Origin of the sequence: Ferranicluibacter rubi, assembly GCF_011603255.1 — a bacterium.
In the GTDB taxonomy this organism is placed as follows: Bacteria; Pseudomonadota; Alphaproteobacteria; order Rhizobiales; family Rhizobiaceae; genus Ferranicluibacter; species Ferranicluibacter rubi.
The window spans coordinates 231,228-246,246 of sequence record NZ_JAANCM010000004.1 but is presented as its reverse complement, the minus strand read 5'-3'; the positions used below and the strand labels follow the sequence as shown (position 1 = coordinate 246,246).

Annotated in this window: 15 protein-coding genes; 7 read left to right on the top strand and 8 right to left on the bottom strand. The window is 63.0% G+C overall.

The genetic code is table 11. The features are described 5' to 3' along the window. Positions 1–103 precede the first annotated feature (103 nt). Entirely contained in the window at positions 104–607 is a 504-nt protein-coding gene (locus G8E10_RS10340) for an invasion associated locus B family protein (RefSeq protein WP_092935801.1), read from the bottom strand. A 468-nt stretch (positions 608–1,075) separates the two neighbouring features. Here G8E10_RS10340 and G8E10_RS10335 point away from each other — a divergent pair, with 468 nt between their 5' ends. Continuing rightward, a complete protein-coding gene (locus tag G8E10_RS10335; protein WP_167128539.1) occupies positions 1,076–1,648 on the top strand; it encodes a sigma-70 family RNA polymerase sigma factor in 573 nt (190 codons plus the stop codon). Between the two features lie 20 nt (positions 1,649–1,668). Here G8E10_RS10335 and G8E10_RS10330 read toward each other — a convergent pair whose 3' ends face one another. The 4 genes from G8E10_RS10330 to G8E10_RS10315 form a co-directional block, all read right to left on the bottom strand. After that, on the bottom strand, positions 1,669–2,049 hold the full coding sequence (locus G8E10_RS10330) for a YkvA family protein (RefSeq protein WP_167128839.1): 381 nt from the start codon (positions 2,047–2,049) through the stop codon (positions 1,669–1,671). A gap of 83 nt (positions 2,050–2,132) precedes the next feature. Continuing rightward, complete coding sequence (locus G8E10_RS10325) at positions 2,133–2,441, bottom strand: 4a-hydroxytetrahydrobiopterin dehydratase (RefSeq protein ID WP_167128536.1); 309 nt, start codon at positions 2,439–2,441, stop codon at positions 2,133–2,135. Positions 2,442–2,487: 46 nt separating this feature from the next. Continuing rightward, entirely contained in the window at positions 2,488–3,078 is a 591-nt protein-coding gene (gene thpR / locus G8E10_RS10320; RefSeq protein WP_132448737.1) for an RNA 2',3'-cyclic phosphodiesterase, read from the bottom strand. A gap of 188 nt (positions 3,079–3,266) precedes the next feature. Then, positions 3,267–3,902, bottom strand: coding sequence for an arylesterase (locus G8E10_RS10315; protein ID WP_167128533.1), 636 nt, complete (start codon positions 3,900–3,902; stop codon positions 3,267–3,269). Positions 3,903–3,964: 62 nt separating this feature from the next. Here G8E10_RS10315 and G8E10_RS10310 point away from each other — a divergent pair, with 62 nt between their 5' ends. The 4 genes from G8E10_RS10310 to G8E10_RS10295 all read left to right on the top strand — a co-directional run bounded on the left by G8E10_RS10310 (position 3,965) and on the right by G8E10_RS10295 (position 8,843). Continuing rightward, positions 3,965–4,681 carry an ATP-binding cassette domain-containing protein gene (locus G8E10_RS10310; protein WP_167128530.1) on the top strand — a complete coding sequence of 239 codons (717 nt, stop codon included), beginning with the start codon at positions 3,965–3,967 and terminating at the stop codon, positions 4,679–4,681. Then, positions 4,678–7,227: an ABC transporter permease gene (locus G8E10_RS10305; RefSeq protein WP_281517502.1), complete on the top strand. Its 2,550-nt coding sequence runs from the start codon at positions 4,678–4,680 to the stop codon at positions 7,225–7,227. Before G8E10_RS10310 ends, G8E10_RS10305 begins: the two co-directional genes overlap by 4 nt. Positions 7,228–7,409: 182 nt before the next feature. Further along, the gene (locus G8E10_RS10300) at positions 7,410–8,147 is read left to right on the top strand and encodes a Bax inhibitor-1/YccA family protein (RefSeq protein ID WP_092989583.1); all 738 of its coding nucleotides are present in this window, start codon (positions 7,410–7,412) and stop codon (positions 8,145–8,147) included. Between the two features lie 138 nt (positions 8,148–8,285). Next, complete coding sequence (locus G8E10_RS10295) at positions 8,286–8,843, top strand: GNAT family N-acetyltransferase (protein ID WP_167128526.1); 558 nt, start codon at positions 8,286–8,288, stop codon at positions 8,841–8,843. A 42-nt stretch (positions 8,844–8,885) separates the two neighbouring features. Here the strand turns inward: G8E10_RS10295 and G8E10_RS10290 are convergent, their stop codons facing one another. The 3 genes from G8E10_RS10290 to acnA form a co-directional block, all read right to left on the bottom strand. Next, positions 8,886–9,281: a DUF2794 domain-containing protein gene (locus tag G8E10_RS10290; protein WP_110801048.1), complete on the bottom strand. Its 396-nt coding sequence runs from the start codon at positions 9,279–9,281 to the stop codon at positions 8,886–8,888. A 429-nt stretch (positions 9,282–9,710) separates the two neighbouring features. Then, entirely contained in the window at positions 9,711–10,520 is an 810-nt protein-coding gene (locus tag G8E10_RS10285; protein ID WP_132712604.1) for a DUF1223 domain-containing protein, read from the bottom strand. Between the two features lie 194 nt (positions 10,521–10,714). Then, positions 10,715–13,405 (bottom strand): aconitate hydratase AcnA, encoded by a 2,691-nt coding sequence (gene acnA / locus G8E10_RS10280; RefSeq protein WP_167128523.1) that lies wholly within the window; start codon positions 13,403–13,405, stop codon positions 10,715–10,717. Between the two features lie 267 nt (positions 13,406–13,672). Between acnA and ccmA the strand changes: the two genes are divergently transcribed. Further along, a complete protein-coding gene (gene ccmA, locus G8E10_RS10275; protein ID WP_167128833.1) occupies positions 13,673–14,299 on the top strand; it encodes a heme ABC exporter ATP-binding protein CcmA in 627 nt (208 codons plus the stop codon). Between the two features lie 49 nt (positions 14,300–14,348). Then, entirely contained in the window at positions 14,349–15,008 is a 660-nt protein-coding gene (gene ccmB / locus G8E10_RS10270; protein WP_132448732.1) for a heme exporter protein CcmB, read from the top strand. The last annotated feature ends 11 nt before the right edge of the window (positions 15,009–15,019 follow it).

Sequence of the window (15,019 nt, the reverse complement as noted above, 5' to 3'; positions counted from 1 at the left end):
AGCACGAAATTGGCCGGGCGTCACCTCCTGCAGGGTGATGCCGTACGGCCGAAACGACGAAGGCCGGCGAGGCCGGCCTTCGATCCATTCTCTGCAGAGGTGCTTACTTGCAGCTTTCGATCTGCTTCAGCGCGGCCGAGATGCCGGACAGCGAGTAGGAATAGTTGGTCTGCGTGCCCTTGCGCGACTTTGCGACGACGGACATGGCCTTGCCGACCTTCATGGCTGCCACCAGAGCCGGCTCTTCGGCAGCATTCTCGACCCAGGCGGAGTTGCCCTTGGTAAACAGTGTGAAGTTCTTGGCGTCGATGGTCACGGTGACCTTGGAGTTTTCCTGAAGGGCGTAGCCCATCATGGCCTGCGGCTCGTAGGAGATGTTCTGTCCCGGTCGCTGCGAGACCAGGAAGAAGATATCGCCGTGATCGACATTGGCAGGGCTCTTTTCCTTCGGCACCGACAGGACGTAGCAGACCTTCGACTTGCCCGACTGGTAGGAATAGGCCCCCCAGGCATTGAACTGCTGGATGCGCGTCGGAGACTGTGCCGAAGCGATGCCTGCGCCAGCGAGAAGGAGTGCGAGTGCGGTTGAGAGCTGTCTTACAAACATCTTGTCCTGCCGGTTGTCTTGCTGCCAGCGCCCGTCCGATGCCGGGCGATGCATGGTCGCGATTACGATTATTGTGACTTCATTCAGGTTACCAAACCGTCAACACCACAAGAATAAGGCGGGAACGTGCGGAAACGATACGCTCTGGACGTGCCGTGCATCGTTCACGACGACCGGCGTCGCTGCCGGATCTCCGTCGCCCTCGTTCTGGATGTCGCTCTCAGACAGCCTGTTCGTCCTATCGGGGCTCTAAGCGTTCGAAGCACCGTCGGCATCCGCAGTTTACGGCTGTTCGTGCGTTTCGATTGGGTCAGGTCGGATCGGAAACGGTCCGATTTCGCGATAATGTCACCCCGATGAGCCGCTAATGTCACAAAGAATCGGGCAACAGTTTGACGTTTCTCGAATGAGCTTTACCTGTTGTTTCACATACACCAAATCTTGGGCACGGAGGCCCTGAAGGCAGGCATGACAGGGGACGCGAGACAGCATTTCGCAGGGCTGGCGGATGCCGTCGCGAAAAAGCGGGACCAAGCCGCCTTCGCCGAACTGTTTCATTTTTTTGCCCCCCGGCTGAAATCGTTCCTGTTGCGACAGAACACGCCGTCCAACGAGGCGGAGGAGATCGTGCAGGAGGTGATGATCGTCCTATGGCACAAGGCCGCTCTCTACGATGCCGAGAAGTCCTCGCTGTCCACTTGGCTCTTTAGAATCGCGCGAAACCGGCGTATCGACGCCGCGCGGCGGCAGTTGACGCGCAAGCTGGATGAGAAGGATCCGCTTCTTTTGCCGGCCGCACCGCCTGCGCCGGATGAGCTGGTTCAAAGCGGCGATCGCGAGGATGTGGTGCGCGCAGCACTCGCCAAGCTTCCGAGCGAACAGGTCAAACTTATCCAGCTCGCCTTCTTCTTCGGGCAGTCGCATTCGGAAATCGCCGCATCGACCGGTTTGCCGCTCGGCACGGTGAAGTCGCGGATCAGGCTCGCCTTCGGGAAGCTGCGCACACTTCTTCACGATGACGGCATCGACGGGACGGAATAGCTGTTTCCAGCCTCATTGCGTCACGCGGCGAGGCCTTCCTCGCCCAGCGCCGTGTCCGCCTTGTCGTAATGGTTTTCCTTGATCTGTCCGCTGATGGCCGCGAAGGCAGCCGTGAGGACCGCGATGTCGTCGGAAAAGCCGACCATGGCGAGGACGTCGGGCAGGACATCGAACGGCATGACGAAATAGGCGAGCGCGCCCAGCAGGATACCGCGGGTGCGCAATGGCGTCGCGGGGTCCATCGCACAATAATAGGCGGCGACGAGATCGCGGCTGAAGGGAACCTGGCGCACGGCCCGCTTCAGCGTCGGCCAGAAGCGGCGGCGAACCTTCTGCGCCTTGGACTCCTGCTCGCTGCGGTCGCCCGGCAGGAGGATTTCGCCGATCTTGACCTCGTTCATCGTCGTTTCCGCTTTCATGCGCCTGACCTCGCCTGTTTCCTGATCCCTGATATGGGAAAACATTCGAGCAATTCAAACGACAGTCACGGACATGCGGGAGATGCCGCCGCCTCCATGCGCGCGGCGAGCGCAAGGTCGAGCGCCGTCACGCCCTTCGCCGTATGCGTCGTCAGTTTCACATCGACGCGGTTGTAGACGTTGAACCATTCGGGGTGATGATCGAGCTTCTCTGCGGCCAGCGCGCTCTGGCTCATGAAGCCGAAAGCCTCGACGAAGGATTTGAAGCGGTAGGTCTTTTCGATGGACAGCCCGTCTTCGGCCAGCGACCAGCCGGGAAGATCCGCAAGACCTGCGGCGATATCGTCGGCGTTCAGTCTGTCGCGCTTGGTCATGCCAGTCACCTTATGTCTTGCTTCGGCACCAACAGGTGCCGTGCGGTCATAGCATGCCCTTGGCCGACTGTTCCTCAACGCGTGCGAAGCCGGACGAGCGCGGCTCGTGGAGCTGGAACACGTCTTCCGTGAGGTAGGGGCCGCCTCCGACGGAGTCGCGCGAGGACAGGAGCACGAAGCGCGAAACGGTGAATGGGTTGGTGTAGAAACCGCCGCGACCCGAAAGATAGTGGACGACATCGTCCACCCGCGAGGAACGGAGGCGCGCCAGCGTGACATGGGGCGTGAATTTGCGCGGATCGGCGGGAAGGCCCAGCCGCTGGCAGATGCGCTCGATCTCGGCCTGCAGGGCTATCAGTTCCGGCGGGTTGGTGACGCCGGCCCAGACCGAATGCGGCTTCTTGGAGCCGAAGGCGCCGGTTCCCGTCAGTTGAAGTTCGAATTCCGGTCGCTCGATCCGGTCGAGGCGATCGACGATCTCGTCGGCCGTGCGGTTATCGACGTCGCCGATGAAGCGGAGGGTGATGTGGTAGTTCTCGACATCGATCCAGCGCGCGCCGGGAAGGCCCCCGCGCAGAAGGGACAGGCTCATCGCCGCATTTCGCGGGATTTCGAGGGCGGTAAACAGTCTCGGCATGACGAGCTCCCCGAATCTTGCAAAAACCTCTTGCAGACATCCCAGCCGACCACGACGCGCCGCGGCAGGCAACTACAAATTCGCACCTGCAATATTTGTCCAACGGTGATTGACGGCCAATGGTCGACTACGCGCTCCAGATGACGGCCAAACTGCGTGCAACAGTCTTGCCGGCTCGGTGTCTCTGTTCATTTCGGCAATCCCTGAACGAAGGTCTCGACCACGGGCAGCATTCGTTCCACCATGACGCCGACGCCCTTGGGGTTGGGGTGCATGCCATCTTCGATCTTCAGGCCCGCATCCTCTACGACGCCATCGAGGAAGAAGGGGTAGAGCGGGACGCCATAGGTCTTGGCGAGCTCAGGATAGATCGGGTTGAAGCGATCGGCATAGTCGCCGCCCATGTTCGGCGGTGCGAGCATGCCAACCAAAAGAACGCCGATGCCGCGCGCCTTCAGCTTTTCGATCATCGCGACAAGGTTCTTGCGGCTCTCCTCCGGCGGAATGCCACGTAGCGCATCATTGGCGCCGAGTTCGAGGATGACGCCCTTGGTGCCGTCCGGGACCGACCAGTCGATGCGGGCAAGGCCGCCGGACGTCGTATCGCCGGAAACGCCGGCATTGGAGATCGACACGTCATGGCCCTTGTCGCGCAAAGCCTTCTCCAGCCGTGCGGGAAAAGCGTCGTCGGGCGGTAATTGATAGCCTGCCATCAGGCTGTCTCCGAAGCCGACGAGTTCGATGGGGGCAGCATGAAGCGGGCCTGCCGCGATCAAACCTGCGAGAGCAGCCAGGAAAAGCGCCCCGAAACCTTTCATTCGCATCAAGCCGCTCCTAAATCCGGATGTGAGCAATTGCAGCATAATCCTTATATAGGGCGGACCCCGTGGCAAAAACCATGATCGAACTGAAAAATGCGGATCTGACCCTCGGGCAGGCCGCAGCGTCCGTCCATGTGCTGAAGGGCATGAGTCTGGAAATCGATGCCGGACAATCGGTCGGCATCGTCGGCCCCTCCGGCTCGGGCAAATCGACCCTGCTGATGGTGCTTGCCGGATTGGAGCGTCTGGACAAGGGCGAAATCGTCATCGACGGGACGCCGCTGCAAGGGCTGAGCGAGGATCGCGTGGCCGATTTCCGCGGCCGCAACATCGGCATCGTCTTCCAGTCGTTCCACCTCATTCCCAATATGACGGCGCTCGAGAACGTCGCCGTGCCGCTCGAGCTTGCCAATGCGCGCGATGCCTTCGACATCGGCCGTCGCGAGTTGACGTCGGTCGGGCTCGGCGAGCGGCTGTCGCATTATCCGGGACAGCTCTCGGGCGGCGAGCAGCAGCGCGTGGCCATCGCTCGGGCGCTCGCGCCCTCGCCGAAGCTTCTGATTGCCGACGAGCCGACCGGCAATCTCGATACCGAAACCGGGCGGCAGATTGCGGACCTGATCTTTTCCAAGCAGGCCGAGCGCAACATGACGCTGATCCTCGTCACACACGACAACAGCCTGGCTGCGCGCTGCTCGCGTCAGATCAAAGTGCGTTCCGGCATCATCGTGGATGATGGGCGCACGACAGCGGGTCTCGCACCGTCAGCGGTTTCGGCATGATGGCGTCCTTGCGCCTGCCGGATCTTTCGCTCGCTTTGCGGCTTGCCCTGCGCGAAATGCGCGGTGGGTTGTCGGGCTTCTACATCTTCCTTGCCTGCATCGCGCTGGGAACGGCGGCGATTGCCGGCGTCAACTCGCTGTCGCAGGCCATCACCGGCTCCATCGCCTCCCAGGGGCAGGCGCTGCTGGCGGGCGATATCCGGTTCGAGCTGAACAACCGTCTGGCCAATACCGAGGAGAAAAGCTTTCTCGACGGTGCCGGCGATGTGTCCCTTACATCGGGATTGCGCTCCATGGCGCGGCTTCCCGATGGCTCGAACCAGGCACTGGTGGAGCTGAAGGCGGTGGATGCCGCCTATCCGCTCTATGGCACGCTGGAAAGCGCACCGCAGGCGCCGCTCGCCTCGCTTCTCTCCGTCGAGAACGGCACCTATGGCGCGCTCGCGGCCCCTCTGCTTCTCGATCGTCTCGGTGTAAAGGCGGGCGATACCCTGCTCATCGGCAATGCGCGGGTGAAGATTTCCGGCACGCTGGTGCGCGAGCCGGATGCGCTGTCGGACGGGTTCGGTTTCGCGCCGCGGCTGTTGGTGTCGCAGGAGGTGCTTGCGGCCAGCGGTCTCGTGCAGACCGGAAGCCTGGTCGAGCATGCCTATAAGCTGCGCCTTGCCGACCCTACAGGGGTGCCGGCGGTTCGCGCACAAGCGGAGCAGCAGTTTCCGCAGGCGGGATGGTCCATCCGCTCCAGCCAGAATGCCGCGCCGTCGCTGACGGCGAACATCACGCGCTTTTCGCAGTTCCTGACACTCGTCGGGCTGACGGCGCTGATCGTCGGCGGGGTCGGGGTCGCCAATGCGGTTCGGGCCTATCTCGATGCCAAGCGCGGCGTCATCGCAGCGTTCAAGTGCCTGGGCGCGCCCGGCGCTCTCGTTTCCACCATCTATCTCATCCAGATCCTGCTGATCGCGATGATCGGCATCTTTATCGGCCTCGTCATCGGCGCGATTATTCCGCTGGTTGCCGCCCGGTTTCTCGCCGATATCCTGCCGATATCAACGGATCTCCAGCTCTATCCCTCGGCGCTCGGGCTCGCTGCTCTGTTCGGCCTGCTCACGGCGCTCGCCTTTGCCTGCCTGCCGCTCGGCCGCGCGCGCAGCGTGCCGGCAACCGCGCTCTTCCGCAATCAGGACTTCGACCGAAATCGCTGGCCGACCTGGCCCTATCTGGCGGCCGCGGCCTTGAGCCTTGCGGCACTTGGCGGTCTCGCCATCTTCACGGCCTACGACCGGATGATCTCGCTCGTCTTTCTCGGCGCCATCGCCTTTTCGTTCGTCGTGCTGCGCGGCGTTTCGGTGCTGGTCGCGGCCCTTGCGCGGCGGAGCCCGCGGGTTTCCTCACCGGCCCTACGGCTAGCGATCGGCAATATCCATCGGCCGGGTGCGCTGACGCCTTCCGTCGTTCTCTCGCTCGGCCTCGGGCTTGCGCTTCTCGTGACGCTGGCGCTGATCGATGGAAACCTGCGGCGGGAGCTGACGGGAAACCTGCCGGAGCGGGCGCCCAATTTCTTCTTCGTCGACATCCAGGGCAGCGAGATCGAAGGGTTTCGCTCGCTGTTGAACAGGGCCCTCCCGGCCGGCAAGGTCATCGAGGTGCCGATGCTGCGCGGCCGCATCCTTGCCTTCAACGGCGAGGACGTCGCCAAGCGCGAGGTTGCGCCGGCCGGGCGCTGGGTGCTCCGGGGCGACCGCGGCATTACCTATGCGAAGAACCTGCCGGAGAATTCGCGTCTCGTCGAGGGTACATGGTGGCCGGACGGCTATAGCGGCGAGCCGCTGGTGTCCTTCTCCGAGCAGGAGGCGCGCGAATTGAACCTGAAGGTGGGCGACACCGTCACCGTCAACGTGCTCGGCCGCAACATCACGGCCCGCATCTCCAACTTCCGCACGGTCGAATGGGAATCGCTGTCGATCAATTTCGTCATGGTGTTTTCGCCCAACACATTCGCCGGAGCGCCGCATGCTTGGCTCGCGACCGTCATCGACCCATCGGCCACGGCTGAGCAGGAGGCAGCGGCACTGCGTCAGATCACCAACACCTATCCGACCATCACGAGCGTGCGGGTGAAGGATGCGCTCGACATCGTCAACGGCCTGCTGGGGCAGTTGGCCACCGCGATCCGTGCTGCGGCCGGCGTCGCGCTCGTTGCCTCGGTTCTCGTGCTCTCCGGCGCGCTGGCCGCCGGCAACCGCGCGCGCATCCATGATGCGGTGGTGCTGAAGACGCTGGGTGCGACCCGCGCGACGCTGATCCGGGCCTTTTGCTACGAATATGCAATCCTCGGCCTTTCCACCGCGATCTTTGCGCTTCTGGCAGGCGGTGTGGCGGCGTGGTTCGTGGTGGCCCGCATCATGACGCTGCCGTCGTCCTTCCTGCCGGATGTGGCTGTGCTGACGATCGTTGTCGCTCTGGTCATGACGGTCGGCATCGGGCTTGCGGGGACATGGCGCGTGCTCGGGCAGAAGGCAGCGCCCGTTCTGCGCGATCTCTGACAGGCAGCGGACGGCCCCTCGGGGCCTCCGCGCATTACAATTGCGTCATGCGTCAGCACCGCCCTTGAGAATGGGGCGGTTCCGCATCATATTGTCCTCAGGCTTGCTGAAGCTCCGCAGCGGTGCCCGGTCCGATTTTCGTCGCGACCTGTCCGTCACTTCGAGCTGATAAGAGGATAAGAATGTCCGATCCCAGAAACTTTCGCATGCAGACCGCCGGCGCGCGCGCTGACGCTGCTGTCGACCAGGGCCTGCGCGCTTACATGCTGCGGGTCTACAATCTCATGGCGCTCGGCGTCGCCATCACCGGCGTCGCCGCGTTTCTCGCCTTCCAGTTCGCCTTTGCCGACGGTCAGTTGACCGCGTTCGGCCAGGCGATCTATGTCAGCCCGCTGAAGTACCTAATCATGCTCGCGCCATTCGGCATGGTGCTGTTCCTGAGCTTCCGAATCAATTCCATGAGCGTTTCGGCCGCCCAGACCACGTTCTGGGTCTATGCCGCGCTGATGGGCCTGTCGCTCTCGTCGATCATGCTGATCTACACGGGGCAGAGCATCGTGCGCACGTTCTTCGTGACCGCGGCCTCCTTTGGTGCACTGTCGCTCTACGGCTACACGACGAAGCGCAGCCTGTCGGCCATGGGCTCGTTCCTGGTCATGGGCCTCTTCGGCCTGATCATCGCCTCGATCGTCAACATCTTCTTTGCGTCGTCAGCTCTGCAGTTCGCGATCTCGGTCATCGGCGTGCTGATCTTCGCAGGCCTCACCGCCTACGATACGCAGCGCATCAAGGAGATGTATTTCGAAGGCGATGGCTTCGAGGCTGCCGGTCGCAAGGCGATCATGGGCGCACTGACGCTCTATCTCGACTTCGTCAACCTGTTCCTCTTCATGCTGCGCTTCCTCGGAAACCGCAACTAAGCACAGGACAGGTCTCCACCTGATCATTGGGGAAGGCGGCTTCGGCCGCCTTTTTTCGTGCGCGGGCGCTACCGTCTTGATCGGGCTGGGGGAATGTGGAAGGAACTTGGGGACACCGATGTCTTTTGAGATTCTGCCATGTCCTTCACTTTGCGCGATGCCTCCCTTGCCGATATTCCCGCCATTACGGACATCTATAGCGAGTCCGTCCGCAACGGCGTCGCGACCTACGAGATCGCCGTACCCGACCAGGCGGAAATGACGACGCGCTTCTCCACGATCACCGGCAACAGCTATCCCTATATCGTCGCAGAAGACGCGGACGGGGTCGTGATCGGTTATGCCTATGCCTCGGCTTTCCGCACGCGCAGCGCCTATCGGTTTCTCGTCGAGGATTCGATCTATCTCGCGCCGGAGGCCCGGGGACGCGGTGTCGGCAAGGCGCTTCTGACGGAACTGATCGCGCGCTGCACGGATCTCGGCTTCCGCCAGATGGTGGCCGTCATCGGCGGTGCGCATCCCGCGTCGATCGCCGTCCACCGGTCCACCGGGTTTGTCGATTGCGGCACGGTGAAGGGGAGTGGGCTGAAGTTCGGCCGCTGGCTCGATACCACGTTCATGCAGTTGGCGCTCGGCGAAGGCCTCGACTCGGTGCCGGCCGATGGCGTCTATCCGGATACGCTCTACGGGGCCTGATCCAGCTCTCCGCAGAGCCCTCCAAGGCCGCCGTCCGTAAGCTCAGCTCTTCACGACCTTCAGCAGCTTGTCGAACACCTTGAGCACCTGCGGCAGCTCGTGCCCGCGCTTCAGGATCATGCCGTGGGTGTTGACCACGGCATAGGCGCCCTGCTTGGCGGCAAGCTTCGGCACCTTTTCTACACGATAAAGCGGCTGTTCGCCCGAGCGCTTGAAGACGGAGAAGACCGCCTTGTCGCGCATATGGTCGAGCGCATAGTCGCGCCACTCGCCTTCTCCCACCATACGGCCATAGACCCACAGGATCTGGTCGAGTTCTCGGCGATGGAACGTCACGGGAAGAGGATCTTTGGCATGTCGATAGTCGCTGAGATCGACGACCACGCTTTCAGATGCCTTGAGGGTTTGGCGACCTTGCAAATCCGTCTGATCGGTCATGCACATTCCGGCCTTTTGTTATGACAGGACGGTAACAGTGTGCCTGAGTGCGGCTGAAAATCAAGCTTGAATGGCATGCGCGCAAGGGCGGATGGGTATTGCTGTAGCGACGGCTTTTTTTGCACCGCCGCATTGTGGTCAAACCGGTGCCCGATTTCAACGGTTAACTCCGCCCCGTCGCCGCTGCTTCGGTTTTCCGGAGTGCCGCGCGCCGCCCGGCCGGTCGATCAGCGTCTCTTGTGTCGCCGGCTTGGGATCTCCGTGCCTCTCGTGCTGTCCGACCTCCGGTCATGCGAGAGCATGGATGGTCATACCGGGATCGGCCTCAGGCCGGTGCCACCTGACCGCCCGGTCCGGTGATATCGAAACCCTCAGCCCCCAGCCCTCGATATGCCGGACCGGGCAATTCTCTGGCGTCTCGCGGCACATCTACTGCGCTGCCATCAGCGTTGCCGCGCCGACGATGGCGCCGGGGGTCTCCGCGTCCTTCATCTGCTGCAGCAGGATCGCGCAGCCGCTGTCCTTTTCCTGGTCGAGCACGGAGGCGGGCAGCACGAAGCGTGCGGACTTCCCGTCCCACATGCCGATTGTCTGAATGTCGCGCACGGCGTGCCAGTAGGACATCTTCTTGCCGCTGTTTTCGCCCTTTTCCACGTCCACCACCTTCTGACGGTTGAAGTAGACGATGACGACATTGGCCTTGCCGTTGCCTTCCCCGATCGTGATGTCGATTTCGTCGTCCTTGCGCTCCGCCGAAATCGGCACCTTCATGCCCGCGTCGGCACCGCTGAGCGCGATCAGACGTCCCTTGATGCCTGAGAGATTGGCACCGTTGACCTGATCGCGGCCGTTCAGCACGGCCTGAGGCGTATAAACGCCGTTGCGGCCGAACATCTTGGCATAGGCATACTGGCGTGCGGTGTTCTCCTTCGAGGCGAGCGTGTCTGCCCAGCCGAGGTAATTCCAGTAATCCACGTGATAGGAAAGGGCGACGATGGAGCCGTCGTCGATCAGGTGCTTCAGCGCAGCGTCGGCGGGAGGGCAGGAGGCGCAGCCCTGGCTCGTGAACAGTTCCACGACGCCCTTCGGCTGCGTCACTTCCAGCCCGCTATCCGCTGTCTTCACCTGCGTCGTCTGCGGCACTGCTTCCCGTTTCGCTTCCTCAGCTGCGGCCGGAAGGGCTGCCAGCAGGAAGAGACTGCCGATCAGGCTCAGGCGAGAGGTCTTGGAGGCGGGCATGCAGGGTCCACTTCGGGCAGATTCCAATTCGGGCAGGATTGCGGCAGCCGGAAACCGCTCTTTCATACGCCGCAGCGTCCTCAACACAAAGTCACGTTGGAGTGAAATTTCGGCGAAGGCGGCAGAGGTACCGTCGGACATGCAGAAGGCCGGAACGGGGTTCCGGCCTTCGCGTTTTCTCATGTCGTGGCGCCTTAGGCTGCGAGGTCGCGCAGAACCGTCTGCAGAATGCCGCCATTGTTCATGTAGGTGACCTCATCCAGCGTATCGATGCGGCAGATCAGCGGGACCTCCTTCACCGTGCCGTCGGCATAGGTGATGACGGCCGTGCGCTTTTCGCGCGGCTGGACGTTCGTCAGGCCCTCGATGGTGACGATCTCGTCGCCCTTGAGGTTCAGCGAAGCCCAGGTCGTGCCGGCCTCGAAGACGAAGGGCACGACGCCCATGCCGACGAGGTTGGAGCGGTGGATACGCTCGAAGCTTTCCGCGACCACGGCCTTGACGCCGAGCAGGTTGGTGCCCTTGGCCGCCCAGTCGCGCGAGGAGCCGTTGCCGTATTCGCCACCGGCGAAGATGACGAGCGGAACGCCCTCTTCCTTGTACTGCATGGCCGCGTCGTAGATCGACATCTCTTCCTTCGACGGATAGTGGAAGGTGTAGCCGCCTTCCTTGCCGTTCGGGCCGAGCATGTGGTTGCGGATGCGGATGTTGGCGAAGGTGCCGCGCATCATCACTTCATGGTTACCGCGACGCGTGCCGTACTGGTTGAAGTCGGCAACGCCGACGCCATGGCCCGTGAGGTAGGCACCGGCCGGCGATGCCGCCTTGATCGAACCGGCCGGCGAGATGTGGTCGGTCGTGATCTTGTCGCCGAAGAGGCCGAGGACGCGGGCGCCCTTGATGTCGGAGATGCCGGAGCCCGTCTTGCCCATGCCGACGAAGTAGGGCGGGTTCTGCACGTAGGTCGAATCGTCGTCCCAGGCATAGGTCTGGCCCGCAGGAATCTGAACGGCCTGCCAGTTGACGTCGCCCTTGAACACGTCGGCATACTTGCTCTCGTACAGCTCGCGCGTGACGTATTTCAGGATGAATTCCTGGATCTCGTGCGAGGTCGGCCAGATGTCCTTGAGGAACACCGGCTGCCCGTCCGAACCGATGCCGAGCGGCTCGGTCGTCAGGTCCTTCTGGACCGTGCCGGCGAGTGCATAGGCCACGACCAGCGGCGGCGAGGCGAGGTAGTTCGCCTGGACGTCCGGCGAGATGCGGCCTTCGAAGTTGCGGTTACCAGAAAGAACGCCGGCCGTGATCAGGCCCTTGTCGTTGATGGTCTTGGAGATCGGCGCCGGCAGCGGGCCGGAGTTGCCGATGCAGGTCGTGCAGCCGAAGCCGACGAGGTTGAAGCCGAGCGCGTCGAGGTCTTTCTGCAGGCCCGACTTCTCGAGATATTCGCCGACGACCTGTGATCCCGGAGCGAGCGAGGTCTTCACCCACGGCGCGCTCTTCAGGCCCTTGGTGACGGCGTTGCGGGCGAGAAGGCCGGCAGCGATGAGCACCGAGGGGTTCGAGGTGTTGGTGCAGGAGGTGATGGCGGCGATCGCCACGTCACCATGGCCGAGATCATAGTCCGTGCCTTCGACCGGGTAGCGGTTTTCCAGCTGGCCGGGCTTCTTGTAGTCGGCTTCCAGCGACTTGGCGAAGCCGGGCGCGATACCTTCGAGGGCGATGCGGCCCTCGGGACGCTTCGGGCCGGCCATGGACGGTACGACGTCGCCGAGGTCGAGTTCCAGCGTGTCGGTGAAGACCAGCTCGGCGCCATCGCCATTGCGCCACATGCCCTGCGCCTTGGAATAGGCTTCGACCAGCGCGATCCGGTCCGTCTTGCGGCCGGACATGGTGAGGTAGTTGATGGTTTCGCCGTCGACCGGGAAGAAGCCGCAGGTCGCGCCGTATTCCGGGCCCATGTTGCCGATGGTGGCGCGGTCGGCCAGCGTCATCGAATCGAGGCCGGGGCCGAAGAATTCGACGAACTTGGAGACGACGCCCTTCTTGCGCAGCATCTGCACGACGGTGAGCACGAGGTCGGTCGCGGTGACGCCTTCCTTGACCTTGCCGGTCAGGCGGAAGCCGATGACTTCCGGCAGGAGCATGGAGACGGGCTGGCCAAGCATGGCCGCTTCCGCTTCGATGCCGCCGACGCCCCAGCCGAGCACGCCAAGGCCGTTGATCATCGTGGTGTGGCTGTCGGTGCCGACGCAGGTGTCGGGATAGGCGATCGTTTCGCCGTCTTCTTCCTTGGTCCAGACCGTCTGGCCGAGATACTCAAGGTTGACCTGGTGACAGATGCCAGTTCCCGGGGGAACGACGCGAAAATTCTTGAATGCCTGCTGGCCCCACTTCAGGAAGCGGTAGCGCTCGCCGTTGCGCTCGTATTCGAGCTCGACGTTGCGGGCAAATGCGTTCGGCGTGCCGAATTCGTCGACGATGACGGAGTGGTCGATGACGAGATCGACGGGCACCAGCGGGTTGATCTTTTCCGGATCGCCACCGAGCGCCACCATGGCGTCGCGCATGGCCGCGAGATCGACCACGGCGGGAACGCCGGTGAAGTCCTGCATGAGCACGCGGGCCGGACGGTAGGCGATTTCGTTTTCAGCCGTGCCCTTGTCGTTCAGCCAGGCGGCGATGTTGAGGATGTCCTGCTTGGTGACGGACCGGCCGTCTTCGTTGCGCAGCAGGTTTTCCAGCAGGACCTTCATCGAGTAAGGCAGCCGCGAGATGCCGGCGAGACCGTTCTCTTCGGCCGTGGGCAGGCTGAAGTAGACATAGTCGGCGCCGTTGACCGTGAGGGTCGAACGACAATTGAAACTGTCTAGGGACTTGGACACTGAGATACCCCGTTCCGTCTGATCGCCATAAACTGACGTGCGAACGCCCGAGCGCCTGAAGGCGCAGATTGGGATGCGGGTACGGTCATTTCCGCTGTCCGCACGTGGAAAATCTTCCATGTTCGGCGCTAGGATGAAATTCACGCCGACCGCTGGCGTGTTGGGCGCGTTATAGATAATTTCGCCAAAACGTGCCAGATCGAACGCCGTCAATTCGAGACAATTTTTTTCAATGCGACCAACGTCGTAAAAGGACGATGAATGCCAATTCGCCTGCGCGTGGACGGGCTGGCCGCCAGCCGCGGCGAAGACCCGATCTTCCGGGAGGTTTGCCTCGTTCTCGATGCTGGCGGCGCCTTGCTCGTGACCGGTCGAAACGGCACCGGAAAGTCTACTTTTCTGCGAACGCTCGCCGGTCTCCATCCGGCCGACAGCGGTACGATCCTGCTGGAAGGGGTCACCGACCCCACGGCGCCGGTGCGCGAATCACTTCAGTATCTCGGACATCGCAATGCGATGAAGCGTGACCTGACGGTTGCGGAAAATCTCGTGTTCTGGGCGCGGTTTAGCGGGCAGGCGGGCGATCCGGCAAAAGATGGGGATGCCGCGCTGGAGGCGGTCGGTCTCGGCGGTCTCGGTCATCTTCCGTTCGGCTATCTCTCCGCCGGGCAGCAGCGCCGTGCGGCGCTCGCCCGGCTTCTGGTCGCGCACCGTCCCGTCTGGCTCATGGACGAGCCGACGGCAGCGCTCGATACGGCGAGCGAGCGGATGGTCGAGGCGCTGATCGCCAGACATCGCGCCACCGGCGGCATCGTCATCGCCGCCACGCACCAGGCTCTCGACGTGCCCGGTGCGCAGACGCTGACCATGTCCGGCTTCGCGGTGCCGACATGAGGCTCGGTCGCAGCTTTTTCTCTCCCATATCCGTTCCCAGGTGCGGGCCATGATGGCGCTCTACCTGCGCGACCTGAAGCTTGCGACGCGTGCGGGCGGCGGTGCGCTGACGGGCATCCTGTTCTTCATGGCCGTCGTCGCAGTCGTGCCCTTCGGGCTCGGGCCGGACCTGAAGCTTCTGGCGCAGGTGGGGCCGGCGATGCTGTGGATCGGCGCGCTGCTCGCCTCGCTGCTGGGGCTCGACCGCCTGTTCCAAGCTGAGCGCGAGGACGGCGCTCTGGATGTGATGCTGATGCAGGAGACGCCGCTGGTGCTCACCGTCTTCGTCAAGTGCCTTGCCCACTGGACCGCTTCCGGTCTGCCGCTTGTGCTCGTGTCCCCCCTGCTCGGCCTCTTCCTGAACATGGAGCCGACCGCGATCTTTGCCACCATGTTGACGCTTCTGGCGGGAACGCCGGCGATCACGCTGATCGGCGCAATGGGGGCGGCGGTCGCCGTGGCCTTGCCGCGCGGGGGGCTTCTGGTGTCTATCCTCGTGCTGCCGCTGGTCATTCCCGTGCTCATCTTCGGTGTCAGCGCTGCTTATGCCGCTGTTGAGGATCCCGCGCCTTTCCTGCCGCCGTTCATGATCCTCACGGCGATCACCCTGTTCTTCGCCGTCATCGGCCCGGCGGCGGCCGCGGTGGCGCTCAGGGCCTCCTCGGAATGACGCAAAGGTGA

Coding starts and splice junctions, on each gene's coding strand:
- thpR (WP_132448737.1), bottom strand. CDS start 3,078: ATGCCGAGACTGTTTACCGCCCTCGAAATCCCGCGAAATGCGGCGATG.
- G8E10_RS10300 (WP_092989583.1), top strand. CDS start 7,410: ATGTCCGATCCCAGAAACTTTCGCATGCAGACCGCCGGCGCGCGCGCT.
- G8E10_RS10330 (WP_167128839.1), bottom strand. CDS start 2,049: ATGAACGAGGTCAAGATCGGCGAAATCCTCCTGCCGGGCGACCGCAGC.
- G8E10_RS10285 (WP_132712604.1), bottom strand. CDS start 10,520: ATGCCCGCCTCCAAGACCTCTCGCCTGAGCCTGATCGGCAGTCTCTTC.
- G8E10_RS10305 (WP_281517502.1), top strand. CDS start 4,678: ATGATGGCGTCCTTGCGCCTGCCGGATCTTTCGCTCGCTTTGCGGCTT.
- ccmB (WP_132448732.1), top strand. CDS start 14,349: ATGATGGCGCTCTACCTGCGCGACCTGAAGCTTGCGACGCGTGCGGGC.
- G8E10_RS10315 (WP_167128533.1), bottom strand. CDS start 3,902: ATGCGAATGAAAGGTTTCGGGGCGCTTTTCCTGGCTGCTCTCGCAGGT.
- G8E10_RS10340 (WP_092935801.1), bottom strand. CDS start 607: ATGTTTGTAAGACAGCTCTCAACCGCACTCGCACTCCTTCTCGCTGGC.
- G8E10_RS10290 (WP_110801048.1), bottom strand. CDS start 9,281: ATGACCGATCAGACGGATTTGCAAGGTCGCCAAACCCTCAAGGCATCT.
- G8E10_RS10325 (WP_167128536.1), bottom strand. CDS start 2,441: ATGACCAAGCGCGACAGACTGAACGCCGACGATATCGCCGCAGGTCTT.
- G8E10_RS10335 (WP_167128539.1), top strand. CDS start 1,076: ATGACAGGGGACGCGAGACAGCATTTCGCAGGGCTGGCGGATGCCGTC.
- G8E10_RS10295 (WP_167128526.1), top strand. CDS start 8,286: ATGTCCTTCACTTTGCGCGATGCCTCCCTTGCCGATATTCCCGCCATT.